Genomic DNA, 24,433 nt, shown 5'->3' with positions numbered 1-24,433 from the left:
GTCACTTGCTCTAATCGTTTCTGCTATTCTTTTGTGACTGCGTCACGTTCAAGATCGACAGGTGCGAGGTCTGCAGCATCTTCGTCATTAGATAACGCTAATCCGTCTGCTTTCTTCGTTTCCTCATCGTCTTCTAAATCTCTCATTTCTATCTCTTCTTCATCGCCAGATAGGATTTTGACATCCATACCTAAACTTTGAAGTTCTTTAATTAACACTTTGAATGATTCAGGGACACCTGGTTCAGGGACGTTATCCCCTTTGACGATGGCCTCGTATGTTTTCACACGACCTACAACGTCATCCGATTTAACTGTTAAGATCTCTTGAAGTGTGTATGCTGCACCGTAAGCTTCAAGCGCCCATACTTCCATCTCTCCGAAACGCTGACCACCAAACTGTGCTTTACCGCCAAGTGGCTGCTGCGTAACAAGTGAGTATGGTCCAGTTGAACGAGCGTGAAGTTTATCGTCAACCATGTGAGCCAGTTTGATCATGTACATGATTCCGACTGATACACGGTTATCGAATGGTTCACCAGTTCGACCGTCATAAAGGACTGTTTTCGCATCACGGGACATACCTGCTTCTTCAAGCGTTTCCCAAACATCTTCCTCGCGCGCACCATCAAATACTGGTGACGCAATGTGGATGCCAAGGTAACGTGCAGCCATACCCATATGAAGCTCAAGTACCTGACCGATGTTCATACGAGATGGTACCCCTAGAGGGTTTAACATGATATCAATCGGTGTTCCATCTGGAAGATACGGCATATCTTCTTCTGGAAGGATTTTAGAGATAACCCCTTTGTTACCATGTCGTCCGGCCATTTTGTCACCTTCAGAAATTTTACGCTTCTGAACGATGTATACGCGGACTAACTGGTTGACACCTGGAGGTAATTCATCTCCATCTTCACGGTTAAAGACTTTGACGTCGTGGATAATTCCGCCGCCGCCGTGTGGAACACGTAGAGACGTATCACGCACTTCACGAGCCTTTTCACCGAAGATTGCATGTAATAGACGTTCTTCAGCTGTTAGTTCTGTTACACCTTTAGGCGTTACTTTCCCTACAAGAAGGTCTCCGTCTTTTACTTCTGCACCAATACGGATGATTCCGCGCTCGTCAAGGTTGCGTAAAGCATCTTCCCCAACGTTTGGAATATCACGAGTGATTTCTTCCGGTCCAAGCTTTGTATCACGAGCTTCTGATTCATATTCTTCAATATGAATAGACGTGTAGACGTCATCTTTTACAAGGCGCTCACTCATGATGATCGCATCCTCGTAGTTATAACCGTCCCAAGTCATGAAGCCGACCATGACGTTACGTCCTAGAGCCAATTCACCTTTTTCCATTGAAGGACCGTCTGCAAGGATTTCTCCTTTTACGACTTCATCTCCAACACTTACGATTGGACGCTGGTTGTAGCAAGTCCCTTGGTTAGAGCGGACAAATTTCAGCAAGCTGTATTTGTCTAGATTTCCTTTGACTTGTTGTCCGTCAACGTCTTCATAGCGACGAACCCAAATATTTTTCGCTTCAACACGTTCTACAACACCAGGGTAGCGGCAGATAACAGCAGCACCAGAGTCTTTCCCTGATACATACTCCATACCTGTACCAACAATCGGTGATTCCGGCTGCATCAAAGGCACAGCCTGACGTTGCATGTTCGCTCCCATTAGAGCACGGTTAGAGTCATCGTTTTCTAAGAATGGGATACATGCTGTCGCTGCAGAAACAACCTGCTTTGGCGAAACGTCCATGTAGTCAACGCGGTTTCGAGGAACAACTGTGTTTTCCCCTCTGAAACGAGCAATGATATTATCATCGATAAACGAACCATCTTCACCTAATATAGCATTCGCTTGTGCTACAACGTAGTTATCCTCTTCATCAGCAGTTAAGTAATCGATTCTCGGTGTCACTTTACCTGTTTCAGGGTCAACCCGGCGGTAAGGTGTTTCAATAAAGCCGAAGCGATTCACTTTTGCAAATGAAGATAGAGAGTTGATCAAACCGATGTTTGGACCCTCTGGTGTTTCAATCGGACACATACGGCCATAGTGAGAGTAGTGAACGTCACGAACTTCCATTCCTGCACGCTCACGTGTCAAACCACCCGGTCCAAGCGCCGACAGACGACGTTTGTGCGTCAATTCAGCAAGCGGGTTTGTTTGATCCATGAACTGAGAAAGCTGAGAGCTACCAAAGAACTCTTTGATAGAAGCGATCACAGGACGGATGTTGATCAGTTGCTGAGGTGTGATCGTGTTTGTGTCTTGGATCGACATTCTTTCACGAACAACACGCTCCATTCTGCTTAAACCAATACGGAATTGGTTTTGCAGAAGCTCACCTACAGAACGCAGGCGACGGTTACCAAGGTGATCGATATCATCTGTGTCACCTACACCATGAAGAAGGTTGAAGAAGTAACTGATCGATGCAATGATGTCAGAAGGCGTGATGTTTTTCACAGCTTCCTCTACGTATGCATTCCCGATCACGTTGATCACTTGCTCGCCTTCTTGATCAGACGGTGCATAAATCTTAATAGATTGAAGTTCTACTTCATCTTCTACTACGCCACCATTTGGATAAAGCTTTCTAAATCCGATGCCGTTTTCTAAGTATGGAAGAACTTTATCAAGAACTCTTCTGTCTAAAATTTGACCTTTTTCTGCTAGAATTTCACCTGTTTCAGGGTCAACTAACGTTTCAGCCAATTTTTGATTGAACAGTCTATTTTTAATATGAAGCTTTTTATTAATCTTGTAGCGTCCAACATTAGCTAGGTCATATCTCTTCGGATCGAAGAAGCGAGAGTCTAGCAGGCTTTTCGCATTTTCAACAGTTGGCGGCTCTCCAGGACGGAGGCGCTCGTAGATTTCGAGAAGTGCTTTATCCGCATTCTCTGTATTGTCTTTTTCCAGCGTGTTGCGTAAGTATTCATTCTCGCCAATGAGGTCAAGAATCTCTTGATCAGAGCTGAAGCCGAGAGCACGCAAAAGAACCGTAACCGGCAACTTACGTGTGCGATCGATGCGTACATAGACTACATCCTTCGCATCAGTTTCGTATTCTAACCATGCGCCACGGTTTGGAATGACAGTCGCAGTAAAACCTTTTTTACCGTTTTTGTCTACTTTACCACTGAAATATACACTTGGAGAACGCACTAACTGAGAAACGATTACACGTTCCGCACCGTTAATGATAAAAGTACCTGTGTCTGTCATGATTGGGAAATCACCCATGAACACATCTTGGTCTTTTACTTCTCCAGTTTCTTTGTTAATTAAACGAACTTTTACTCTTAGTGGAGCAGAGTAAGTTACATCACGTTCTTTTGATTCTGCTACAGGATACTTAGGATCCCCTAGGCTGTAATCAATGAATTCAAGAGAAAGGTTACCAGTAAAATCCTCAATTGGGGATATATCTTGAAACATCTCTCTAAGACCCTCATCAAGAAACCACTGATAAGAAGAGGTTTGAATTTCAATGAGATTTGGTAATTCTAACACTTCGCTTATGCGTGCGTAGCTTCTGCGCTGGCGGTGTCGTCCATACTGAACTAGTTGACCTGTCAACTGATTCACCCCTCAAATCATGCGTATTATATGTGTAAAAAGTATTTCAGCCTTTCAAATGTCAGTAAAGAAATACTTTTACAAGACAAAAGAAAAAAGGGTTTCTAAAATAAGAAAACCACATCCAAAAACAAATACCGATTTTATTAGTTTTCCCAAGTATGCATAATTTATACAAAATAGTTGTTTTTTAAGCCTATCAAGCAAAATATACACATTGGCATTTTATAATGTTAACACAGCTAGGAAACTGCGTCAAACTTTTTTAGCTTTGATAATATAGTAGCCCTTTTTTTTCAATACAACCTCGACTTCTCCAAAGAGCTGTTCTAATTTTTCAATCGCAGATGGTCCGCCCTGCTTTTTCTGAATAACCACCCACAACTCACCTTCCGGCAATAAATGATCAGCACTTTTTTCAAAGATCGCATGTACAACTTTCTTCCCTGCCCGTATTGGGGGATTGGTCAGTATAGAGGCAAAAGCAGCTGATGAATGAACATTCGAGAACAAATCACTTTGATAGATGCGGACATTATCAATGCGATTATGTTTAGCGTTTTCCTTTGAAAGTTCGACTGCTCTTTCGTTCACATCAATCATATGAATGGTGCGGCTCGTCATTTCGTATGCTAACGATAAGCCAATCGGTCCATAACCGCAACCGACATCTAAGACATCGCCATCCACGTCAGGTTCTTCAAAAGCTTCAATTAAAAGCCTTGAACCAAAGTCGACTTCTTTCTTAGAAAACACTCCACTGTCACTTGTAAAAGTAAAGGTACGGTTTCTCAAGGTGAAGTCCCATGTCTGTTTATTGCTTTTCACTGATGGCTTTTCCGTATAATAGTGGTCACTCATGATGAATGGACCTCCTCTGGATTCAATCGTTTCAGGAGAATAGAAAAGAAAAAGCCCGCCAGTAAAAGCGAGCTTTCCCAAAAGATTAGGCGAAGATTACTTAACTTCTACAGAAGCGCCAACTTCTTCAAGCTTAGCTTTAAGTTCTTCAGCTTCTTCTTTAGCAATACCTTCTTTAAGTGGTTTTGGAGTGTTGTCAACAAGTTCTTTAGCTTCTTTCAAGCCAAGACCAGTGATTTCACGAACCACTTTGATAACTTTGATTTTTTGGTCTCCAGCACCAGCAAGTACTAGATCAAAATCAGTTTTCTCTTCAGCAGCGGCACCACCAGCTGCAGCTACAGCTACAGGAGCAGCAGCAGTTACGCCAAATTCTTCTTCGATTGCTTTTACTAAGTCGTTTAACTCAAGTACAGTTGCTTCTTTAACTGAAGCAATGATTTCTTCGATATTTAAAGCCATTTGTAATTCCTCCATTTTAAGTTTTTTACGTTAAGTACGCATTAAGCGCCTTGTTCTTCTTTTTGTTCTGCAACTGCTTTAGTAGCAAGAGCAAGGTTACGAACTGGAGCTTGAAGAACGCTAAGCAACATAGAAAGTAAGCCTTCGCGAGACGGAAGTTCCGCAAGAGCCTTCACTTCTTCTACAGTCGCTACGTTTCCTTCGATGACACCAGCTTTGATTTCTAAAGCTTCGTGGCTTTTCGCAAATTCGTTGATGATTTTCGCAGGTGCGATAACATCTTCGTTACTGAATGCGATAGCGTTTGGACCTGTTAAGAAATCGTTTAAACCCGTTAGTTCAACTTGTTCAACTGCACGGCGAGTCAAAGTATTTTTGTAAACTTTGAATTCTACGCCAGCATCACGAAGCTGTTTACGAAGTTCAGTCACTTCAGAAACTGAAAGACCACGGTAATCTACAATTACAGTAGACATACTGTCTTTAAATTTAGAAGTAATTTCATCAACGACAACTTTTTTAGTATCGATTGCATTGCTCATGGTTACACCTCCTGTACATTCTTTGTGTAACACTTATACCGATCAGGCCATCACGTTCCTAACGAACGGTTCTCCATATAAAAAGCCTCCATTAAGACATGGAGGCTGTATATACAAGCATACGTTAACGTAAGACTGTGACATATACACCTCGGCGGGTTAATTAAGCCATAAGGCCCCTGCTGTCTACGGTATAAATGGACATATTCTATTTTACAACATTTTGATATTATCAAAACGATTGTGATAAGTCAAGATTTATTTTGCAGAGAAAGAAGATGGATCCACTTTCACGCCAGGGCCCATAGTAGTTGTAACAGAAACGTTTTTCACGTATACACCTTTAGCCGCTGCAGGTTTTGCTTTAAGGATTGTATCATAGATTGTTGCAAAGTTCTCAACAAGCTTTTCGTCCTCGAAAGAAACCTTTCCGATTGGCGCGTGGATGTTACCAGCTTTATCAACGCGGTATTCTACTTTACCAGCTTTGATTTCATTGATTGCTTTTTCTACTTCGAATGTAACAGTTCCTGTTTTAGGGTTTGGCATAAGACCTTTTGGTCCAAGTACACGACCGATCTTACCAACTTCACCCATCATGTCAGGTGTTGCAACGATTACATCGAATTCGAACCAGCCTTGTTGGATTTTAGTGATGTAATCAGAATCTCCAACGTAGTCTGCTCCAGCAGCTTCTGCTTCTTTTGCTTTTTCGCCTTTAGCGAACACAAGAACGCGTTGAGTTTTACCAGTTCCGTTAGGAAGTACAACTGCACCGCGGATTTGTTGATCGTTTTTACGAGGGTCTACGCCCAAACGAAAAGCAACTTCTACAGTCGCATCAAATTTCGCTGTATTTGCTTTTTTTGTAAGAGAAACAGCTTCAGCTACATCATACGCTTTAGTACGTTCGATCAGCTTAGCAGCTTCTACATACTTTTTACCTTTTTTAGCCATTATAAAAATCCTCCTTATGTGGTTTTAGCGGAATAACCTCCCACGAATAAGGGTTGCGAACTTGTCAAAACCAAACTCGCAACCCAACAAGACAATAAATTAATCTTCGATGACAATACCCATACTGCGTGCAGTACCTTCAACCATGCGCATAGCTGATTCAACGCTAGCAGCGTTTAAGTCAGGCATTTTTGTTTCCGCGATTTCGCGTACTTTATCACGCTTAACAGTTGCCACTTTATTACGGTTAGGTTCACCAGAACCAGACTCAATACCAGCTGCTTTTTTAAGTAAAACTGCAGCAGGTGGAGTTTTAGTAATAAATGTAAATGAACGGTCTTCAAAAACCGAAATTTCAACAGGAATGATAAGACCAGCTTGGTCAGCTGTACGAGCATTAAACTCCTTACAGAATCCCATGATATTAACACCGGCTTGACCTAGTGCAGGTCCAACTGGTGGAGCTGGGTTAGCTTTTCCAGCAGGAATTTGCAATTTAACAACTTTAACTACTTTTTTAGCCACGAGACACACCTCCTTAAAGTCCGTGATGTGGTAATAGGGGAATCCCCCTCCCACTCAACAACTTCATTCTTTATATGAATGACGAAATAACTAGCTAGCGATCTTGAGCGAACTCAAGACGTACCTTTGCTATATTACCACTTCTATACACTCATTTCAAGCTCTTTTGAATTACAATTTATCGATCTGCGTGAACTCAAGTTCCACGGGTGTTTCTCTACCAAACATATTAACGAATACTTTGACTTTGCTTTTATCGTAATCAATCTCTTCGATAGAGCCTGTGAAGTTAGCAAATGGTCCGTCGATTACCTTGACTGTTTCTTTCAATTCAAAGTCGATTTCTGTTTTGCGTTCTTCAAGACCCATTCTCTTCAGAATGGTTTCGGCTTCGCCTGGCAGCAGCGCTGTCGGCTTTGAGCCTGATCCAGCTGATCCAACGAATCCTGTGACACCTGGTGTATTACGAACAACATACCAAGAGTCGTCAGTCATCACGATTTCCACTAGGACATAGCCAGGGAATACTTTCTTTTTGACGACTTTTTTCTTACCATTTTTAATATCTGTTTCTTCTTCTTCTGGTACGACAACGCGGAAGATTTTATCCTGCATGCCCATTGATTCAACACGCTTTTCCAAGTTTGCTTTTACTTTGTTTTCATAGCCAGAGTACGTATGCACAACATACCAATTCTTTTCCATTTCGTTCAGGACTATTCAGTCCTTCCCTCCCCACATTTCGTAATGTCTATTTGACGAATCTCGAGTACCGGTAAATATTTTCAAGCAATTGAAAAAACCCGTAAAACGGGTTTTTTGGCAAGTCATATTATGATCTATTATAGCACGTTCAGCAGACCATTATTCAAGTATTAATGAATTAATTCGATTAATTGTGAGATTCCTATATCAAGAAAAGAGAAAAAGATTGCAAAGAATACGACTGTTAAAATAACCGTGATTGTGTAGCGAATCATTTCGTTTTTCTTTGGCCAGCTGACCTTTTTCATTTCTTTCCCGACACTTTTTAAGAAACTGATAATACGCATGTAAAAGACCTCCACAGATTAAAGAACGCAAATCTTACTTCGTTTCTAAATGTGTTTTATGTGAATTACAAGTCTTGCAATATTTCTTAACTTCTAATCTTTCAGCTGCTGAAGCATCACTTTTCATTGTCGTATAATTGCGGCTTCCGCAGTCTTTACAGGCTAGAGTAATCTTTTTCCTCATATTTACACCTATTTTCTCGACATCATTTCCTTAGTACCTTATCACAGTGTCGAAAAAGCTGTCAATATAGGTTTGATTAGAGACTAATCTCGCGAAGCTCTAAATATTTCTCTAATTTTCTCTTTACTCTTTGGAGTGCGTTATCAATTGATTTCACATGACGGTTTAAATCTTCAGAAATCTCTTGATAGGATCTGCCATCAAGGTAAAGCACAAGTACCTTTCTTTCCAGCTCACTTAGTAGTTCCCCCATTTTCATTTCAATATCATCAAATTCTTCTTTGCTAATGATTAAATCTTCTGGGTTAAGCGCTTTAGCACCGGAAATGACGTCCAACAATGTTCTGTCTGATTCTTCATCATATATTGGCTTGTCTAATGATACATAGGAATTTAACGGGATATGTTTTTGGCGAGTAGCTGTTTTAATTGCGGTGATAATTTGGCGGGTAATACATAATTCTGCAAAAGCCTTAAATGAAGTAAGCTTGTCCTCTCTGAAATCGCGGATAGACTTATAAAGTCCGATCATCCCCTCTTGGACAATGTCCTCTCGATCCGCTCCAATCAAGAAATAAGATCTTGCTTTTGCACGTACAAAATTGCGGTATTTCGTTATTAAGTAATCTAGCGCATCACTATCTCCGACATGAACCCTTTCAATGACTTGTTCATCTTCCAACTGGCAAAATTGCTCTCTGATGGATTTATCCTTGCTGTTGTTTAGATTCACTTCGATCCCCCCGACCGCACCTAGATAGAAATATTATACATTAATGGTTGAAATATCGTCAAGCTATTCCAGATTCCCACGCCGCCATTTTTCAAACGTTTTCAATACATCTTCTGACAATTCAATCTTGGATACTGGTTTATCAGAAGTAATCTTTTTGACTCTCGTCTCTATCTTTCGTTCGATCACTTCAATCTCTCTCAAAAGCTCTCGAGCCGACTTCCGAAGAGCTCCTTGTCCAAAAATTGCCCATTGTTCTGTGAAGTCTGAGGTCGCCACATGAATTTGCGTCCGAACATTATTCAAATCCTGGGCCAGCTTTTCAATCCGCTCATCAGCTGTTTCATTCTCTCTCGTAAAGATGACCTCTACTCGGTGGTTGATCCGCTTTTTTTCGATTCCTTTGACCATATGGGCATCGAATACGACAATGACTCGATACCCTGTGTATGCTTGATATTCTGCTAAATTTTGAATCAGCACGTCTCTGGCTTCTTCAAAGCTGTTTTCCTTTAAGTGCTGCAGCCGAGGCCATGCACCTATCATGTTGTATCCATCGACTAAGAGGATGTCCATCTCTATTCTCCTAACGGATAACGTTTTCGATACACTTCATACATCAATAGACTAGCGGCAACTGATGCGTTTAACGAAGTGACCTTCCCGGCCATAGGCAACTTAATCAGAAAATCACACTTTTCCTTGATCAATCGGCCAATCCCTTTTCCTTCACTGCCAATCACAAGAGCAAGCGGCATCGTACCATCAAATTGTCTGTAATCCTGTTTGGCAGACGCATCTGTTCCCGCGACCCAGATTCCTCTTTCTTTCATCTCATCAAGAGCTCTTGAAAGATTGGTGACCTTGGCAACAGGAATATGTTCAATTGCCCCAGTAGATGCTTTGGCAACGGTTGTCGTTAAGCCGACCGCTCTCCTTTTCGGAATGACAATCCCGTGTGCACCTACAGCATCTGCTGTACGCATAATGGATCCTAAATTATGAGGATCTTCAATTTCATCTAAAATAAGAAAAAACGGCTGTTCATTCCGCTTTTCGGCGATTTGATACAGGTCGTCCAATTCCGCATATTCATATGCTGCTACTTGTGCAACGATTCCCTGGTGCTGACCTGTTACCATTTGATCAAGCTTTTTCCTCGGAACATACTGAATGGTGATATTTTGTTTTTTAGCGAGTTCAATGACCTGCTGGGCTTGTCCTTTTACAGTGTTTTCTGCCATCCAGAGCTTGTATAACTCCCGATCTGACTTCAGTGTTTCAATCACTGCATTTTTCCCAATCACATAATCATGTTGCTGACTCATTTGTCTTCCTCCCTGACGTTCCGATTTCAATCGCCTGACTAATCAGCTCTTCTAAGCGTTCGTCCTGCTTTTCAATAAATAAATAACCCATGAGCGCTTCAAGCGCCGTACTATAACGATACGTTTGAACGTCTGTGTTTTTAGGCACTGTGCCTGATTTTGCATTTCTTCCTCTTTTCAGCACCGCTTCTTCTGCTTCAGTGAAAAAGCCTTGCTGCTGAAGCGTAAATAAAATAGCTGCCTGAGATTTAGCTGAAACAATCTTGCTTGCTCGTTTGTGCAGCTCATTTGGTTTTGTCGCCCCCGTTTGGAGGAGGTGATGCCTCACATAGACTTCAAAAATGGCATCACCCATATAAGCAAGAGCAAGTCCGTTCAACTGTTTACCGTCTTTCAGCTTTTCAAAATTCAACATGACCTATTCTCCTCTTTTCCAGCGAGTACCTTGAGGAGTGTCCTCCAATACAATATTCATGCTCTTTAACTGGTCACGAATTTGATCAGATAGCGCAAAGTCACGATTTCTTCTAGCCTCATTGCGTTTTTCAATTAACGCTTCTACTTCTTCGTCAAGCGTGTGCTTTTCTTCTAATGAGAAGCCAAGAACAGACGTGATTTCTTGGAATAAGCCGATAAATGCCTTGATCACTTCCTCCGAAGTATGATCATTTTCCATATAATAATTCGCCTGTTTCGCAAGTTCGAATAAAACAGAAATTGCATTTGCCGTATTAAAGTCATCATTCATTTCAGAAATAAATGTCGCACGCTGCTCTTCAATCTTCGCCAGCCATTCAGCATTGTCTTCTGTGATATTCGTGCTGCTCTCAAGGCGATGATGTAAATTAGCATACGACGTTTTGAGTCGGTTAAACGCACTCTTTGTACTCTCTAGTAAATCCATTGAGTAGTTAATTGGATGACGGTAGTGAACCGACAACATAAAGAAGCGTAGCACATCAGGATCTTGTTCTTTCACAATGTCATGCACGAGCACAAAGTTGCCAAGTGATTTTGACATTTTTTCATTCTCAATATTAATATATCCGTTATGCATCCAATACTTCGCAAAAGGTTTCCCTGTCAAAGCCTCGGATTGAGCGATTTCATTTTCATGGTGAGGGAAGGTTAAATCCTGTCCGCCAGCATGAATGTCGATCGTATCACCTAAATATTTTTTAACCATGGCCGAGCATTCGATGTGCCAGCCTGGGCGTCCTTCGCCCCACGGGCTATCCCATGAGATTTCTTGATCCTTTGCAGCCTTCCATAAAGCAAAGTCCAGTGCATCTCGTTTCTTCTCACCTACACGAATACGAGCACCTGTCTTCAGTTCATCAATCGACTGGTGAGAAAGCTTTCCGTAGCCTTCAAATGAGCGTGTGCTGTAATACACGTCGCCATCCGCTTCATAGGCGTAGCCTTTTTCAATCAATGTCGCAATAAATGCAATGATATCATCCATATTTTCCGTCACTCGCGGGTGAAGGTCAGCTTTTTTGCAGCCTAGTGCACTGACGTCTTCAAAGTAGGCTTGGATAAAGCGGTCAGCAATCGTCGGAACATCTTCTCCGAGTTCATTGGCTGCTTTGATGAGTTTATCATCCACATCTGTAAAGTTTGATACAAAGTTCACATCATAGCCGCTGTATTCTAAATACTTACGTACAGTGTCATAAACAATAGCAGGTCTGGCATTCCCGATATGAATGTAGTTATAAACGGTTGGTCCGCACACATACATCTTGACCTTTCCTGGTTCAAGCGGGACAAATTCTTCTTTCTTACGTGTCAATGTATTATAAATATTGATTGTCATGATTGTTCTTCCTTTCTGCTCAATGAAGCCAGCTCACCTTTTAGCTTTTCCATTTCTCGTTCCAATTCTTTGAAACGATCGGAAATTGGATCTGGCAAATCTTGATGATTGAGATCACGATTGATTTTCTTTCCATTTTGAACGACGACTCGCCCAGGTATACCGACAACGGTGGAATGGTCTGGTACGTCCTTTAACACGACTGACCCCGCACCAATCTTGGCCCCTTTTCCGACTGTAATGGAACCAAGCACCTTTGCACCTGTCGCAATGAGGGCATCGTCTAAAATGGTCGGGTGCCGCTTTCCCTTTTCTTTCCCTGTTCCCCCTAGTGTCACGCCTTGGAAAACAGTGACGTTGTCTCCAATTTCACATGTTTCCCCAATCACCACTCCCATGCCGTGGTCAATGAAGAAGCGCCTGCCAATGGTTGCCGCAGGGTGAATTTCCACCCCTGTGAAAAACCGGCTGACCTGAGAAATGATCCGCGCAAGAAAGTACAGCTTACGCTTATAAAATGCGTGCGCGATACGATGAGCCCAAATCGCATGAAGCCCTGAATAGGTTAGCACTACTTCAATATAGCTTCTAGCAGCAGGATCTTGATCAAACACAGTATCAATATCTTCTTTCAGCATTTTGAAAAACACATGCTCCCCCCGTTCTTCCCCATCAATCTCTCTTAGGACTTGCTCTCTTTTTTGGACAAATAAAAAACGCCTCTGCCAAATGACAGAGACGTTTTGAAAACGCGGTTCCACTCTGTTTAGAAAGCCCTCATTTTGCAGCCTTCTCAACTTAATCCCATAACGGAGGGTACCGCCCTTGCATACTAACGTACTCGTGTTCCTCAAGGGTCTTGAGGGTGCATTTCCAACGTCTGCCCATAAGTCTCTTTCAGCCGGTGAAGACTCTTTCTGTGATGGACGAAAACATTGTACTTCTCCCTCGCAACGATTTCCTTATATTTGTTTAATGCGGTTTAATACCGTTTCTTTACCTAGTAGTTCAATACTTTGCGGAAGTTCTGGGCCATGCGTTTGTCCTGTGACAGCCACACGAATTGGCATGAATAGTTTCTTGCCTTTATGCCCTGTTTCTTTTTGTACCGCTTTAATAGCAGCCTTGATTTCATCAGGTGTGAAAGACTCAAGCCGTTCAAGCTGACCAGCAAAAGATGCCATGACTTCTGGTACTTGCTCCTCTGCTAAAACTTCCTTTGCCTCTTGATTATACTCAATTTGCTCCTTAAAGAACAACTCTGTTAACTCAACAATTTCTGCTCCATAGCTTAATTGTTCGTGATACAGAGAAATAAGCTTGCGCACCCACGTGTTTTCTTCTTCTGTCAGCTGCTCGCTTACCTTGCCTGCCTTTTGAAGATGCGGAAGTGTTAACGCAACAACCTGATCAAGATCAAGTGCCTTCACGTATTGGTTATTTACCCATTTTAGTTTATGCATATCGAATAGAGCTGGTGACTTAGAAAGTCGGTTTACATCGAAAATGTCGATGAATTGCTCTTTTGTAAACAGTTCTTCTTCGCCCACCGGAGACCATCCAAGTAGTGCAATGAAGTTGAACAGGGCTTCTGGTAAATAGCCCAAGTTTTTATATTGCTCGATGAATTGAATAATGGATTCATCACGCTTACTTAATTTTTTGCGGTTCTCGTTCACAATCAGCGTCATATGTCCGAATAGCGGAACATCCCAGCCAAATGCGTTGAAGATCATGATTTGTTTAGGCGTATTCGAAATGTGATCCTCTCCGCGGAGAATGTGAGTCATTTTCATCAAATGATCATCCACTGCTACAGCGAAGTTATAAGTTGGCGTGCCGTCTTTCTTCACAATGACAAAATCACCGATGCCGTCTGTCTCAAATGAAATATCGCCTTTGACCATGTCGTCAAATTTGATGATTTCTCCTTTTGGCACTCGGAAGCGGATACTTGGCTCTCTTCCTTCAGCGATCAGCTTGTCCTCTTCTTCTTTTGATAAATGGCTGCATTTACCAGAATATCGAGGCATTTCACTGCGGGCGATTTGTGCTTCACGCTCTTCCTCTAGCTCTTCAGCCGTACAATAGCACTTATACGCCAAGTCTTTCTCTAGCAGCTCATCATAATATTTTTTGTAAATCTCATTACGCTCTGATTGTCTGTAAGGACCATAGCCGCCATCTTTATCAATGCTCTCATCCCAATCAATACCGAGCCATTGCAGGTGGCGAAGCTGGCTTTCTTCTCCGCCTTCTACATTACGCTTTTGATCCGTATCTTCGATTCGAATAATAAATTTGCCGCCTTGACTGCGTGCGAACAAATAGTTGAAAAGAGCCGTTCTAGCATTCCCAATATGTAAATGACCAGTTGGACTCGGTGCATAACGAACACGCACTTCATTTCCCATGAGTTTAACTTCCTTTCATCTGCATCATGTTGTCTGACACCAATTTTTTATAAACGTATTTTATCATCAAATCCCATTCTCATCAAAATGGATTTCACTTTTTCTGAAGAAGCACTGTTGCCTGAGAGGCAATTCCTTCGCCTCTTCCTGTAAATCCAAGTTTCTCTGTCGTTGTTGCTTTCACATTCACCTGTGTGACATCTGCCTCAAGCGCTTCTGCAATCTTCTCACACATTGGTTGAATGTAAGGTGCCATTTTGGGCTTTTGCGCCATGATGGTGCAATCAATATTCACAAGTGTGTAGCCTTTTTCCTTTACTAGTGCCCACACATGCTGCAGTAATTTAAAAGAATCCGCATCCTTAAACTCAGGATCTGTGTCTGGGAAATGTCTGCCGATATCTCCTTCAGCAATCGCACCTAGGCAGGCATCTGCCACTGTGTGAAGCAGTACATCAGCGTCTGAATGCCCAAGCAGCCCCTTTTCATATGGGATGGTGACCCCGCCGATAATCAAAGGTCTTCCCTCTGTTAATTGATGTACATCAAAGCCTTGTCCTATTCTCAACATGATCTAGTACCCTCTTTCCGCATCCATAATTGCCTTGGCAACCAATAAATCATCCGGTGTCGTCAGCTTAATATTGGTGTAATCTCCTTGGACAATATACACGTTTTCACCATGTAATTGTTCCACAAGACTGGCGTCGTCTGTTCCAAGAAAGCCGGTCCGCTCCGCATATTCATGCGCCTCTTTTAAAATAGAATGACGAAAAGCTTGTGGGGTCTGGACTGCCCACAAGCTCTGACGTTCAATGGTTTGTTCCACTTTGCCTTCTTGAACGCGCTTGATTGTGTCTTTCACTGGTACCGCTACAACTGCGGAGCCTTTTTCAATCGCCGCTTTAACGAGCAAGTCAATCTGTGTATGCTTAATAAAAGGCCTTGCCCCATCATGAACAAGCACGATGTCTGCATCTTTCACAGCCTTTAATCCTTCGTATACACTTTGCTGACGTTCTTCACCGCCAGTGACAAGTGAAACAGGCGTTTGAAAAGCGTGTACCTTGAGTAGCCTTTCAAAGTCTTGACGCTCCTCTTCATTGATCGCTAGGATCATGCGTTTGCATTGCGAATGAGCGTCAAACACCTTTAGTGTATGAATAATGACCGGCATTCTTTTCAGCTCAATAAAAAGCTTATTGCGGCCGGCCTTCATTCGTTTCCCCTGCCCCGCAGCCGGAATAACTACTTCATAATACATGTTCGTTCTCCCTTTAGAGCGCCTTCTCCAGAAGTTTTGGCTTCGCAAAAATCATTCTTCCAGCAGCAGTCTGCAGCACACTTGTGACGAGCACATCGATGTCTTTTCCAATGTAATTGCGTCCTTCTTCGACCACAATCATCGTACCGTCATCTAAGTAAGCAACACCTTGGTTATGCTCTTTCCCATCTTTAATGACCTGTACCTTCATTTCTTCCCCAGGTAGCACAACCGGTTTCACCGCATTGGCTAGATCATTGATGTTTAACACTGCTACTTTTTGAAGTTCGCATACTTTATTTAAATTAAAATCATTTGTCACAACAACACCTGAAGTTAATTTAGCGAGCTTCACAAGCTTGCTATCAACCTCTTGAATGTCTTCAAAGTCACCTTCGTAAATTTCAACTTTGATATCTAATTCTTTTTGAATACGATTTAAAATATCAAGACCTCTTCGGCCTCTATTTCTCTTTAATACATCAGAAGAGTCTGCAATATGCTGTAATTCCTCGAGCACAAATTGAGGAATGACCATGACACCTTCTAAGAATCCAGTTTGACAAATATCTGCGATTCTTCCATCAATGATAACACTTGTGTCTAAAATTTTCAGCTTTTTATCTTCTATTTCAGGTTCATCATCAGCTGCTCCTTTTTTCTTGGTGACCTTTGCAGATCGGGAGAACAGCCCCATCATTTCATCCTTCTTCTTAAACCCTACCTGAAATCCAAGGTATCCTAAAAAGAAAGCCAGGAAAATCGGAATAATGGTACCAAAAATATGATATGGGATATTGTTTAGCGGGATCACGTTTACAATAAGATATGCTAGAATAAGTCCAAATACTAATCCGAAACTTCCAGATATAAGATCAGGAAGAGGCGCCTTTAATAGAGAATCCTCGATCCATTTCACCCAATTAACCACATAGCCTGTGCACCATTTGCCGATGATAAAGAACACAGCGGCTCCTATTAGTGCTGAAGAGTAAGCATTTGTTATGAAAGGTATGTCCTTTACATTTAACAGCAGAAATAACTCTGGAATGATAAAAATCCCTACAACTGCACCAAAAATGATAAAAAACGCCTGAACGATTCTTTTTAACATACCTTCACCTCCTTTATTTTTCATCTGTCAATCCACCCTCACCTGACATTGATATATGTTTAAGTTTCCTATCATAATCAACAGAAAACAAAAGCATCATTAATATACCCATATTCATCCATTTTTAACCGTGTTTAAGAAAAATTTCTCTCCTTATAGCTGGCGGTCGATATAATGTTTTTCTTGCAGTCTTTTTAATCCTTTTTTTATCTTTTTCGCTCTTACTTCTCCAATTCCTTCTACTTCATCCAAATCTTGTACATCCGCTTCCATAATTCGATCTAACACACCGAACGCTTCAACCACGTTTTCGACGATTGGCATAGGCAGTCTAGGGATTTTGTGAAGCAATCTGTAGCCTCTTGTGTACACATATTCGTCAATATTTGTAGAAGCTGGATAGCCAAGTAACTTGTACAGAATGGAGTCATCTAAAAGCTCAAAGCTAGACATATCTTGGAGCTGTTTAAGCAGAACATATGGATCTTTAATCTTTTCTTTCACATAATCTTTAATAAATAAAGCCGCTTCCTGCTCCATATCCGTAATCAGTTCATTGACTTGCAGACGGATCAAATGTCCTTCTGTTCCGAGCTCTTTGATATACATATTGATTTCATTTTTGATTCTAAGCACCATCTCGTAACGATGCAGCACGGATAATACATCACCAAAGGTCACAAGCTCTTCAAATTCTAGGGCGCTTAGCGCAGAAATGGCGTGATCTAAAATGGTTTTATATTTCTCAAGTGTTTGTATGGCTTGGTTGGCCTTCGTTAAAATAAAGCCAATATCTTTCAGCGTATAACGACGATTCCCTTGGTATAAGGTAATGACGTTCCTCCGTTCAGAAATCGCAATGATTAAGCAGCCTGTCTGCTTCGCTACACGTTCAGCAGTACGGTGCCTCATGCCCGTTTCCGATGAATGGATGGTTGCATCTGGCATCAGCTGTGTATTCGCATACAAGATCTTTTGACCAGAATCGCTTAAAATAATGGCTCCATCCATCTTAGCCAATTCATATAAGTGTGCTGGGGAGAAGGCAGAGTTAATATGAAACCCTCCATCTACAACACTCTTGACTTTGTCGTTATAACCAACAACAATGAGCCCGCCAGTATTGGCCCTCAGGACATTTTCGATCCCAGCCCGAAGAGGTGTCCCTGGTGCCACAAACTGTACGATATCTAAGAGATCGAGTTCTCTCGCTCCTTTTTTCTCTTTTTCCATTTCTATGATCCCCCTAGTGAAATTCGAAGTGCCTCCGCTACATTTTCTACACCGACTAACTCAATCCCTCTCGGCTTTTTCCATCCATCTATATTCGCCTGAGGAATAAACATTCGCTTAAATCCTAGTTTCGCAGCTTCCTGCACACGCTGTTCAATTCTTGATACTCTTCTGACTTCTCCCGTCAGACCGACCTCTCCTATAAAGCAATCCGCTTGATGCGGCGCTGCGTCTTTAAAGCTTGAAGCAATACTGACGGCAATGGCCAAGTCAATCGCCGGTTCGTCAAGCTTCACACCGCCTGCGACCTTTAAATACGCATCTTGGTTTTGCAGCAGCAGTCCGACACGTTTTTCTAAAACCGCCATGAGCAATGACACACGATTATGATCAAGGCCTGTAGCCATTCTCCGTGGATTTCCAAAGCTTGTCGGTGAAATTAATGCTTGTATCTCGACAAGAACAGGTCTTGTTCCTTCCATTGAGGCAACAACACACGATCCAGATACACCTGCCGAACGTTCTTCTAAGAAAATTTCGGATGGGTTTAATACTTCCGTGAGTCCTTCCTCTCTCATTTCAAAAATCCCTAGTTCATTCGTCGAGCCAAATCGGTTTTTCACCGCACGTAAGATACGAAACGTATGATGACGCTCGCCTTCAAAATAAAGAACCGTGTCCACCATATGCTCTAAAAGGCGTGGACCTGCGATCGAGCCTTCTTTGGTCACGTGACCAACGATAAATATTGGAATACCATTTGTCTTGGCAATTTTCATCAGCTGTGCTGTACATTCTCTCACTTGAGATACAGACCCAGGAGCTGACGTAATATCGCTTTGATAAACGGTTTGAATCGAATCCACCACGACAAAAGCGGGTTTCATCTCTTGTATAGCAGACGTTATATACTCCATATCGGTTTCAGCCAAAACATGTAAAGAGGTGCTTTTTATGCCGAGGCGGTCCGCTCTTAGCTTCGTTTGTTTAATGGACTCCTCACCAGATATGTATAATACATTCTGATTTTTGTCTGAGAGCTGTGCTGATACTTGTAATAATAATGTGGACTTCCCAATCCCAGGATCTCCGCCAATGAGAACAAGAGAGCCTTTGACAATTCCACTTCCTAATACTCGGTTAAATTCTTCTAAATTCGTTTTGATTCGGGGTTCATCTGATGTTTCAATTGCAGATATAGGTGAAGGTTTTTGAATGGTTTGAACAGAATGATTAAAAGCGCTTCGACGGTTTGCCGGCTCTTTGCGAACGACCTCTTCTGTCATACTGTTCCACGTGCCGCAGCCTGGACATTTCCCCATCCATTTGGCTGACTCATAACCGCACGATTGGCATATAAATTTTGATTTTGTCTTAGCCATAGATTGAAGAATACAACTCCTTATACTGATCAGAAAATAAGTAAAGGGAGGCATACACTTTACTGGTATGCCTCACACTTTTTTCTTACTATATTAGTTCGTAGCAGCCGTCGTTTTTACGACAATTTCTCCATCTTCCACATCTAATACGATATGTTGACCTTTTTCAATATTACCCTTCAGAAGCTCCTCCGAAAGTCGATCCTCCACATGCTTTTGAATCGCTCTTCTTAACGGGCGCGCACCGTACTCAAGATCTACACCTTCGTCGGCAATCTTCGCTTTTGCTGCTTCCGTCAATTCGATTGAAAGGTCTTGTTCTTTTAATCGTTTCGTCAATTGATCAGACATGAGAGACACGATCTCTTTTAGATGTTTCTTTTCAAGTGAATGGAAGACAATGATTTCATCAATACGGTTGATGAATTCTGGTCTAAATGCACGCTTCAACTCGCCCATCACTTTGCCTTTCATATCCTTGTAATTTTGTCCTTCATCCTGCACATTAAAGCCAACATATTTATTTCGCTTCAATTCACTAGCTCCAACGTTGGATGTCATGATCAAAATCGTATTTCTAAAGTCAACGGTACGCCCTTTAGAATCAGTCAGACGGCCATCTTCTAACACTTGTAGCAAAATGTTGAATACATCTGGATGTGCCTTTTCAATCTCGTCTAAAAGCACAACAGAATAAGGTTTTCTTCTCACTTTTTCAGTCAGTTGACCGCCTTCTTCATAGCCAACATAGCCTGGAGGTGACCCAACAAGTCTAGATGTAGAGTGTTTTTCCATGTATTCAGACATATCAATACGGATCATCGCTTCTTCATCACCGAAAATAGACTCTGCGAGTGCTCTTGCAAGCTCCGTTTTACCAACCCCTGTTGGGCCTAAGAAGATAAAGGAGCCGATTGGACGTTTTGGATCTTTTAGGCCAGCACGCGCACGTCTCACAGCTTTTGCTACAGCGACAACCGCTTCATCCTGCCCGATCACACGAGAATGGAGCAATTGTTCCATATTGAGAAGCTTATCTGTTTCTGTTTGTGCAATTTTTGAAACAGGCACTCCCGTCCAGCTAGAGACAACCATTGCGATATCATCCACTGATACCTCTGAATTCTCCTGTCCTTGCTTTTCTTTCCAAGATTTCTTTGTGACTTCTACTTTTTCACGCAAACGCTGTTCCGTATCGCGAAGAGAAGCTGCTTTTTCAAATTCCTGACTTTGAACAGCAGCATCCTTTTCCTTGCGTACTTCATCGAGCTTTTGCTCTAGTTCTTTTAGGTTAGGCGGTGTTGTGAAAGAACGTAAGCGGACTTTCGAACCTGCCTCATCAATTAAATCAATCGCCTTATCTGGAAGGAAACGATCAGAAATATAACGGTCAGACAGCTTCACCGCCGCCTCAATCGCTTCATCCGTAATGGACACACGGTGATGTGCCTCATAACGATCTCTAAGTCCTCTTAAGATTTGAATACTTTCATCAACAGATGGCTGATCCACTTGAATTGGCTGGAAACGTCGTTCAAGCGCAGCATCCTTTTCAATATATTTACGGTACTCATCTAACGTTGTCGCCCCGATACATTGAAGCTCTCCACGTGCTAAGGATGGTTTGAGAATATTAGATGCGTCAATCGCACCCTCTGCTCCACCAGCACCAATGAGTGTATGAAGCTCATCAATGAAGAGAATGATATTTCCTGCCTGACGAATTTCGTCCATGACTTTTTTCAAACGATCCTCAAATTCACCACGATATTTCGTTCCCGCTACAACGGTTCCCATATCAAGTGTCATCACTCGTTTATCGCGCAGGATTTCAGGCACTTCATTATGAATAATTTGCTGCGCAAGACCTTCAGCGATGGCTGTTTTACCAACACCAGGCTCACCAATCAGCACAGGGTTATTTTTTGTTCTTCTGCTTAGGACCTCAATGACACGCTGAATTTCTTTGCTTCGTCCAATGACAGGGTCCAAACTGTCTTCTTTCGCAATAGCTGTTAAATCCCTTGCCAAGCTATCTAATGTTGGTGTATTTGCATTGCTGTTAGAGCCAGCGGCAGATGCACCTGTTTCATTGCTGCCAAGCAGCTGAAGAACTTGCTGACGTGCTTTATTTAAGCTCACTCCGAGGTTATTTAAAACGCGGGCAGCTACACCCTCTCCCTCGCGGATAAGACCTAATAGAATATGTTCTGTCCCTACATAGGAATGACCTAGCTTTCTTGCTTCATCCATTGAAAGCTCAGTGACCTTCTTCGCTCTAGGCGTATAATGAGGAATAGCTTGAGACACCTCTTGCCCTCTTCCAATCAAGCTTTCGACTTCTTTTTGGATTTTATCTGAAACAAGGCCCAGTGCTTCTAATGCTTTTGCGGCGATGCCCTCACCCTCACGTACTAGACCAAGTAAAATGTGCTCAGTACCAATGTTCTTATGGCCTAGGCGAATGGCTTCTTCTTGTGCAAGTGCTAATACCTTTTGAGCTCTTTCAGTGAATCTTCCAAACATCATATCGTTTCATCCTCCTGTCCATTCCTATGCATTTCTAAACGCAGCCTTTCTCTAATAATCGCTGCTCGTTTTATATCTCGTTCATTTGGCTCCAAAGCTCCTCCTGAGTACTGTTGAAGAAAGCCTGGCTGAGTCAAAATCATGAGTTCATTCAGTATATTACTTGAAAGCCCCTTAATGATACCTAAATCAATTCCAAGGCGCACATCTGACAAACACTTTGCTGTTTCCTTTGATTCAATCATACGACAATTGGACAATATCCCTAAGGAACGGTACACTCTGTCCTCAAGTTCAATTTGAGATGTTTGATATAACGCCTTTCGTGCAGATCGCTCTTGTTCAATGAGCTGAGCGGTCACACTATTTAAGTCGTCTACAATATCTTCTTCTGATTGACCAAGTGTCATTTGATTTGAAATTTGAAAGATGTTCCCTATTGCTTCGCTACCTTCACCATAAATTCCTCTGACTACAAGACCTAATTGATTAATGGCCGGAATAATTCGATTCATTTGTCTTGTGAGGGCTAAAGCTGGTAAATGCATCATGACCGATGCCCTAATACCTGTACCTACATTAGTTGGACAGCTTGTTAAGTATCCCCGCTTTTCAGAAAACGCATAATCCACTTGCTCTTCAATCCAGTCATCTATCTGATTAGCCGCTTTTAATGCATTGGCTAGTTGGAAACCTGGGAATAAGCATTGGATTCGAATATGGTCTTCTTCATTCAGCATCACACTGATTTCCTCATTTTCAGAAAGCAAACAACCGCCAAATCTTGATTCTGCTAAGTTTGGGCTGATCAAATGCTTTTCAACAAGTACTCTCTTGGCTAAAGGCTGCGTTTCATTCATACGAATCAGAACAAAGTTTCCGATGTCCTTCACTTCCTGGCTAGCAAACTTTTGCTCGAATTGCTGGAGGACAGCTTCAGCCTCTTCTTGAGAAAACTGAGTTGGGAAACGAACATGCTCTAGGTTGCGTGCTAGCCGGATTCGACTGCTTAGAACAATGTCACTTTCTGGTCCTTTTTGTTTCATCCATTGACTTAAAGCGTCTTGAATAAAATGCTGGAGCGACATGTTGTTAATCTCCCTCCCTCTGCTGAGATTGTTCATGCTCTAATGCACGAATTTGATCTCGAACTTCCGCTGCCTTTTCGAACTCTTCTTGTTCAATTAACTGTTTCAGCTCTTGCTGCATCATCTCAAGTTTCCGGCGGACATGAAGACTGCCGGCAATCCGTTTAGGCACTTTTCCATTATGGACTGTATTTCCACTATGGACTTTCCGTAAAACAGGGTTCAGATACTGATCAAATGAACGATAGCATTCTGCACAGCCAAAACGGCCTGTTTTTCTGAATTGTTGAAAGGTTAAGCCACACTTAGGACATTGATCCACTTCTCTCGCTTCTTGAAAAATAGAAGATCCCTTATTAGCACTTGTGGTAAAGCTAGGATCAATATTCAATAAACCTGATAATAAGTTGTGAATCGAGAAACCCTGGTTTCCACTCATAGCATATGAATCACTGTTTTCTTTTGCACATTGTTCACATATGTGCATTTCTTGTTTTTCTCCATTTATAACTTTCGTAAAGTGAAAAGTGGCTGGTCTCTCATTGCATTCTTGACAAATCAATCTTTTCACCCGCTTTACTTTAATTTCAAAGCATTTAACATCGCTTTCATCATCCGAGCCCGCAATTCATCTCGTTCAGGTAAATCAATGTGCAAAACAGAACGGTCCATGACACTGATCATCATCTTAGCTTCTCTTTCAGATAAAATGTTATTTTCTACAAGACGCATGATGATATGATCAGAGGCAGCCTGTGATAAACGATGATATATTTGGGAAATAATGTTGTTCAATAAGTCGACTTCATCATTCATTTTGACTTTAATGATGCGGATATAGCCACCGCCGCCACGCTTACTTTCAACGATATAGCCTCTCTCGCTCGTAAAGCGTGTATTGATAACATAGTTAATTTGTGAAGGTACGCATTGAAACTTATCTGCAATTTCATTGCGCTTAATTTCTAATATTTCTCGACCATTCTGATCCAAGACTTCCTTCAAATACTGCTCGATGATATCAGAAATATTTTGTGCCACTCCGCCTCCTCCTCCATTGACTTTGACTATATTTGACTTTAACCTTACTATAAATTTTTTCGATCGATTTTTCAAGATAATCGCTCAACTAAGAATATTATTTCCACATTTATATGGTGTCAAACCTCTCAAAAACACAAAAAAGACCAGTTCCGTATGGAACTGATCCTTAGAAAAGCTTGGCGGCGTCCTACTCTCACAGGGGGAGACCCCCAACTACCATCGGCGCTGAAGAGCTTAACTTCCGTGTTCGGTATGGGAACGGGTGTGACCTCTTCGCTATCGCCACCAAACCTGATG

The 24,433-nt window shown here is 42.0% G+C and carries 25 protein-coding genes, 1 rRNA gene and 2 other annotated features; all 26 genes read right to left on the bottom strand.

Features of this window, described 5'->3' with window-relative positions:
* Nucleotides 1-23: 23 nt before the first annotated feature.
* The gene (gene rpoB, locus C6Y06_RS18880; RefSeq protein ID WP_003217223.1) at nucleotides 24-3,605 is read right to left on the bottom strand and encodes a DNA-directed RNA polymerase subunit beta; all 3,582 of its coding nucleotides are present in this window, start codon (nucleotides 3,603-3,605) and stop codon (nucleotides 24-26) included.
* 255 nt (nucleotides 3,606-3,860) lie between these two features.
* A complete protein-coding gene (locus C6Y06_RS18875) occupies nucleotides 3,861-4,466 on the bottom strand; it encodes a class I SAM-dependent methyltransferase (protein WP_106037492.1) in 606 nt (201 codons plus the stop codon).
* 96 nt (nucleotides 4,467-4,562) lie between these two features.
* Entirely contained in the window at nucleotides 4,563-4,928 is a 366-nt protein-coding gene (gene rplL / locus C6Y06_RS18870; RefSeq protein WP_003216952.1) for a 50S ribosomal protein L7/L12, read from the bottom strand.
* A 41-nt stretch (nucleotides 4,929-4,969) separates the two neighbouring features.
* Nucleotides 4,970-5,470, bottom strand: coding sequence for a 50S ribosomal protein L10 (gene rplJ, locus C6Y06_RS18865; RefSeq protein ID WP_034665618.1), 501 nt, complete (start codon nucleotides 5,468-5,470; stop codon nucleotides 4,970-4,972).
* A 69-nt stretch (nucleotides 5,471-5,539) separates the two neighbouring features.
* Nucleotides 5,540-5,680: a sequence feature (ribosomal protein L10 leader region), on the bottom strand.
* Between the two features lie 48 nt (nucleotides 5,681-5,728).
* Nucleotides 5,729-6,427 carry a 50S ribosomal protein L1 gene (rplA, locus tag C6Y06_RS18860; RefSeq protein WP_034665623.1) on the bottom strand — a complete coding sequence of 233 codons (699 nt, stop codon included), beginning with the start codon at nucleotides 6,425-6,427 and terminating at the stop codon, nucleotides 5,729-5,731.
* A 99-nt stretch (nucleotides 6,428-6,526) separates the two neighbouring features.
* Nucleotides 6,527-6,952, bottom strand: coding sequence for a 50S ribosomal protein L11 (gene rplK, locus C6Y06_RS18855; RefSeq protein WP_003216956.1), 426 nt, complete (start codon nucleotides 6,950-6,952; stop codon nucleotides 6,527-6,529).
* A gap of 171 nt (nucleotides 6,953-7,123) precedes the next feature.
* Entirely contained in the window at nucleotides 7,124-7,657 is a 534-nt protein-coding gene (nusG, locus tag C6Y06_RS18850; RefSeq protein ID WP_003217197.1) for a transcription termination/antitermination protein NusG, read from the bottom strand.
* A 170-nt stretch (nucleotides 7,658-7,827) separates the two neighbouring features.
* A complete protein-coding gene (gene secE / locus C6Y06_RS18845; protein ID WP_003216942.1) occupies nucleotides 7,828-8,004 on the bottom strand; it encodes a preprotein translocase subunit SecE in 177 nt (58 codons plus the stop codon).
* Nucleotides 8,005-8,038: 34 nt separating this feature from the next.
* Nucleotides 8,039-8,188 carry a 50S ribosomal protein L33 gene (gene rpmG / locus C6Y06_RS18840; RefSeq protein ID WP_012008694.1) on the bottom strand — a complete coding sequence of 50 codons (150 nt, stop codon included), beginning with the start codon at nucleotides 8,186-8,188 and terminating at the stop codon, nucleotides 8,039-8,041.
* A 76-nt stretch (nucleotides 8,189-8,264) separates the two neighbouring features.
* Nucleotides 8,265-8,921, bottom strand: coding sequence for an RNA polymerase sporulation sigma factor SigH (sigH, locus tag C6Y06_RS18835; protein ID WP_003217132.1), 657 nt, complete (start codon nucleotides 8,919-8,921; stop codon nucleotides 8,265-8,267).
* 63 nt (nucleotides 8,922-8,984) lie between these two features.
* Entirely contained in the window at nucleotides 8,985-9,497 is a 513-nt protein-coding gene (rae1, locus tag C6Y06_RS18830) for a ribosome-dependent mRNA decay endonuclease Rae1/YacP (protein WP_034665628.1), read from the bottom strand.
* A gap of 2 nt (nucleotides 9,498-9,499) precedes the next feature.
* Nucleotides 9,500-10,249, bottom strand: a complete 750-nt coding sequence (gene rlmB, locus C6Y06_RS18825; protein ID WP_034665632.1) for a 23S rRNA (guanosine(2251)-2'-O)-methyltransferase RlmB — start codon at nucleotides 10,247-10,249, stop codon at nucleotides 9,500-9,502.
* Complete coding sequence (locus C6Y06_RS18820; protein WP_034665636.1) at nucleotides 10,233-10,664, bottom strand: Mini-ribonuclease 3; 432 nt, start codon at nucleotides 10,662-10,664, stop codon at nucleotides 10,233-10,235. Before C6Y06_RS18820 ends, rlmB begins: the two co-directional genes overlap by 17 nt.
* Before the next feature lie 3 nt (nucleotides 10,665-10,667).
* On the bottom strand, nucleotides 10,668-12,068 hold the full coding sequence (gene cysS, locus C6Y06_RS18815) for a cysteine--tRNA ligase (RefSeq protein ID WP_060595376.1): 1,401 nt from the start codon (nucleotides 12,066-12,068) through the stop codon (nucleotides 10,668-10,670).
* Nucleotides 12,065-12,718, bottom strand: coding sequence for a serine O-acetyltransferase (gene cysE / locus C6Y06_RS18810; protein WP_012008691.1), 654 nt, complete (start codon nucleotides 12,716-12,718; stop codon nucleotides 12,065-12,067). The genes cysS and cysE overlap by 4 nt, the downstream gene beginning before the upstream one ends.
* An 81-nt stretch (nucleotides 12,719-12,799) precedes the next feature.
* Nucleotides 12,800-13,031, bottom strand: a binding site (T-box leader).
* The gene (gene gltX / locus C6Y06_RS18805; protein WP_060595375.1) at nucleotides 13,031-14,482 is read right to left on the bottom strand and encodes a glutamate--tRNA ligase; all 1,452 of its coding nucleotides are present in this window, start codon (nucleotides 14,480-14,482) and stop codon (nucleotides 13,031-13,033) included. Its footprint overlaps the feature before it by 1 nt.
* Before the next feature lie 94 nt (nucleotides 14,483-14,576).
* Complete coding sequence (gene ispF / locus C6Y06_RS18800) at nucleotides 14,577-15,053, bottom strand: 2-C-methyl-D-erythritol 2,4-cyclodiphosphate synthase (protein WP_003216928.1); 477 nt, start codon at nucleotides 15,051-15,053, stop codon at nucleotides 14,577-14,579.
* 3 nt (nucleotides 15,054-15,056) lie between these two features.
* Nucleotides 15,057-15,746, bottom strand: coding sequence for a 2-C-methyl-D-erythritol 4-phosphate cytidylyltransferase (ispD, locus tag C6Y06_RS18795; protein WP_034665643.1), 690 nt, complete (start codon nucleotides 15,744-15,746; stop codon nucleotides 15,057-15,059).
* A 13-nt stretch (nucleotides 15,747-15,759) separates the two neighbouring features.
* Complete coding sequence (locus C6Y06_RS18790; protein ID WP_003217214.1) at nucleotides 15,760-16,860, bottom strand: PIN/TRAM domain-containing protein; 1,101 nt, start codon at nucleotides 16,858-16,860, stop codon at nucleotides 15,760-15,762.
* Nucleotides 16,861-17,013: 153 nt separating this feature from the next.
* Nucleotides 17,014-18,093 (bottom strand): DNA integrity scanning diadenylate cyclase DisA, encoded by a 1,080-nt coding sequence (disA, locus tag C6Y06_RS18785; RefSeq protein WP_012008686.1) that lies wholly within the window; start codon nucleotides 18,091-18,093, stop codon nucleotides 17,014-17,016.
* Between the two features lie 2 nt (nucleotides 18,094-18,095).
* Nucleotides 18,096-19,475, bottom strand: coding sequence for a DNA repair protein RadA (radA, locus tag C6Y06_RS18780; protein WP_034620767.1), 1,380 nt, complete (start codon nucleotides 19,473-19,475; stop codon nucleotides 18,096-18,098).
* 93 nt (nucleotides 19,476-19,568) lie between these two features.
* Nucleotides 19,569-22,004, bottom strand: a complete 2,436-nt coding sequence (gene clpC, locus C6Y06_RS18775; protein WP_034665649.1) for an ATP-dependent protease ATP-binding subunit ClpC — start codon at nucleotides 22,002-22,004, stop codon at nucleotides 19,569-19,571.
* Entirely contained in the window at nucleotides 22,001-23,092 is a 1,092-nt protein-coding gene (mcsB, locus tag C6Y06_RS18770; protein WP_034665652.1) for a protein-arginine kinase McsB, read from the bottom strand. The genes clpC and mcsB overlap by 4 nt, the downstream gene beginning before the upstream one ends.
* Before the next feature lie 4 nt (nucleotides 23,093-23,096).
* Nucleotides 23,097-23,654: a protein-arginine kinase activator protein McsA gene (gene mcsA, locus C6Y06_RS18765; RefSeq protein WP_066031441.1), complete on the bottom strand. Its 558-nt coding sequence runs from the start codon at nucleotides 23,652-23,654 to the stop codon at nucleotides 23,097-23,099.
* Nucleotides 23,655-23,668: 14 nt separating this feature from the next.
* Nucleotides 23,669-24,133: a CtsR family transcriptional regulator gene (locus tag C6Y06_RS18760; protein WP_003217184.1), complete on the bottom strand. Its 465-nt coding sequence runs from the start codon at nucleotides 24,131-24,133 to the stop codon at nucleotides 23,669-23,671.
* Nucleotides 24,134-24,310: 177 nt separating this feature from the next.
* Nucleotides 24,311-24,426, bottom strand: a 5S ribosomal RNA gene (gene rrf / locus C6Y06_RS18755).
* Between the last annotated feature and the right edge of the window lie 7 nt (nucleotides 24,427-24,433).

The sequence above is a fragment of the Bacillus sp. MZGC1 genome, assembly GCF_002998605.1.
Classification (GTDB): domain Bacteria; phylum Bacillota; class Bacilli; order Bacillales; family Bacillaceae; genus Bacillus.
This window is presented reverse-complemented; position numbering and strand designations above follow the sequence as displayed.

Excerpts from the sequence above, each read along its gene's own strand:
- clpC (WP_034665649.1), bottom strand. The coding sequence starts at position 22,004 with ATGATGTTTGGAAGATTCACTGAAAGAGCTCAAAAGGTATTAGCACTT.
- radA (WP_034620767.1), bottom strand. The coding sequence starts at position 19,475 with ATGGCTAAGACAAAATCAAAATTTATATGCCAATCGTGCGGTTATGAG.
- C6Y06_RS18875 (WP_106037492.1), bottom strand. The coding sequence starts at position 4,466 with ATGAGTGACCACTATTATACGGAAAAGCCATCAGTGAAAAGCAATAAA.
- cysS (WP_060595376.1), bottom strand. The coding sequence starts at position 12,068 with ATGACAATCAATATTTATAATACATTGACACGTAAGAAAGAAGAATTT.
- rplJ (WP_034665618.1), bottom strand. The coding sequence starts at position 5,470 with ATGAGCAATGCAATCGATACTAAAAAAGTTGTCGTTGATGAAATTACT.
- gltX (WP_060595375.1), bottom strand. The coding sequence starts at position 14,482 with ATGGGAAATGAAGTGCGTGTTCGTTATGCACCGAGTCCAACTGGTCAT.
- secE (WP_003216942.1), bottom strand. The coding sequence starts at position 8,004 with ATGCGTATTATCAGTTTCTTAAAAAGTGTCGGGAAAGAAATGAAAAAG.
- rplA (WP_034665623.1), bottom strand. The coding sequence starts at position 6,427 with ATGGCTAAAAAAGGTAAAAAGTATGTAGAAGCTGCTAAGCTGATCGAA.
- rae1 (WP_034665628.1), bottom strand. The coding sequence starts at position 9,497 with ATGGACATCCTCTTAGTCGATGGATACAACATGATAGGTGCATGGCCT.
- rplL (WP_003216952.1), bottom strand. The coding sequence starts at position 4,928 with ATGGCTTTAAATATCGAAGAAATCATTGCTTCAGTTAAAGAAGCAACT.
- mcsB (WP_034665652.1), bottom strand. The coding sequence starts at position 23,092 with ATGTCGCTCCAGCATTTTATTCAAGACGCTTTAAGTCAATGGATGAAA.
- ispD (WP_034665643.1), bottom strand. The coding sequence starts at position 15,746 with ATGTATTATGAAGTAGTTATTCCGGCTGCGGGGCAGGGGAAACGAATG.
- nusG (WP_003217197.1), bottom strand. The coding sequence starts at position 7,657 with ATGGAAAAGAATTGGTATGTTGTGCATACGTACTCTGGCTATGAAAAC.
- disA (WP_012008686.1), bottom strand. The coding sequence starts at position 18,093 with ATGGAAAAAGAGAAAAAAGGAGCGAGAGAACTCGATCTCTTAGATATC.
- ispF (WP_003216928.1), bottom strand. The coding sequence starts at position 15,053 with ATGTTGAGAATAGGACAAGGCTTTGATGTACATCAATTAACAGAGGGA.
- rpmG (WP_012008694.1), bottom strand. The coding sequence starts at position 8,188 with ATGAGGAAAAAGATTACTCTAGCCTGTAAAGACTGCGGAAGCCGCAAT.
- rlmB (WP_034665632.1), bottom strand. The coding sequence starts at position 10,249 with ATGAGTCAGCAACATGATTATGTGATTGGGAAAAATGCAGTGATTGAA.
- C6Y06_RS18820 (WP_034665636.1), bottom strand. The coding sequence starts at position 10,664 with ATGTTGAATTTTGAAAAGCTGAAAGACGGTAAACAGTTGAACGGACTT.
- C6Y06_RS18790 (WP_003217214.1), bottom strand. The coding sequence starts at position 16,860 with ATGTTAAAAAGAATCGTTCAGGCGTTTTTTATCATTTTTGGTGCAGTT.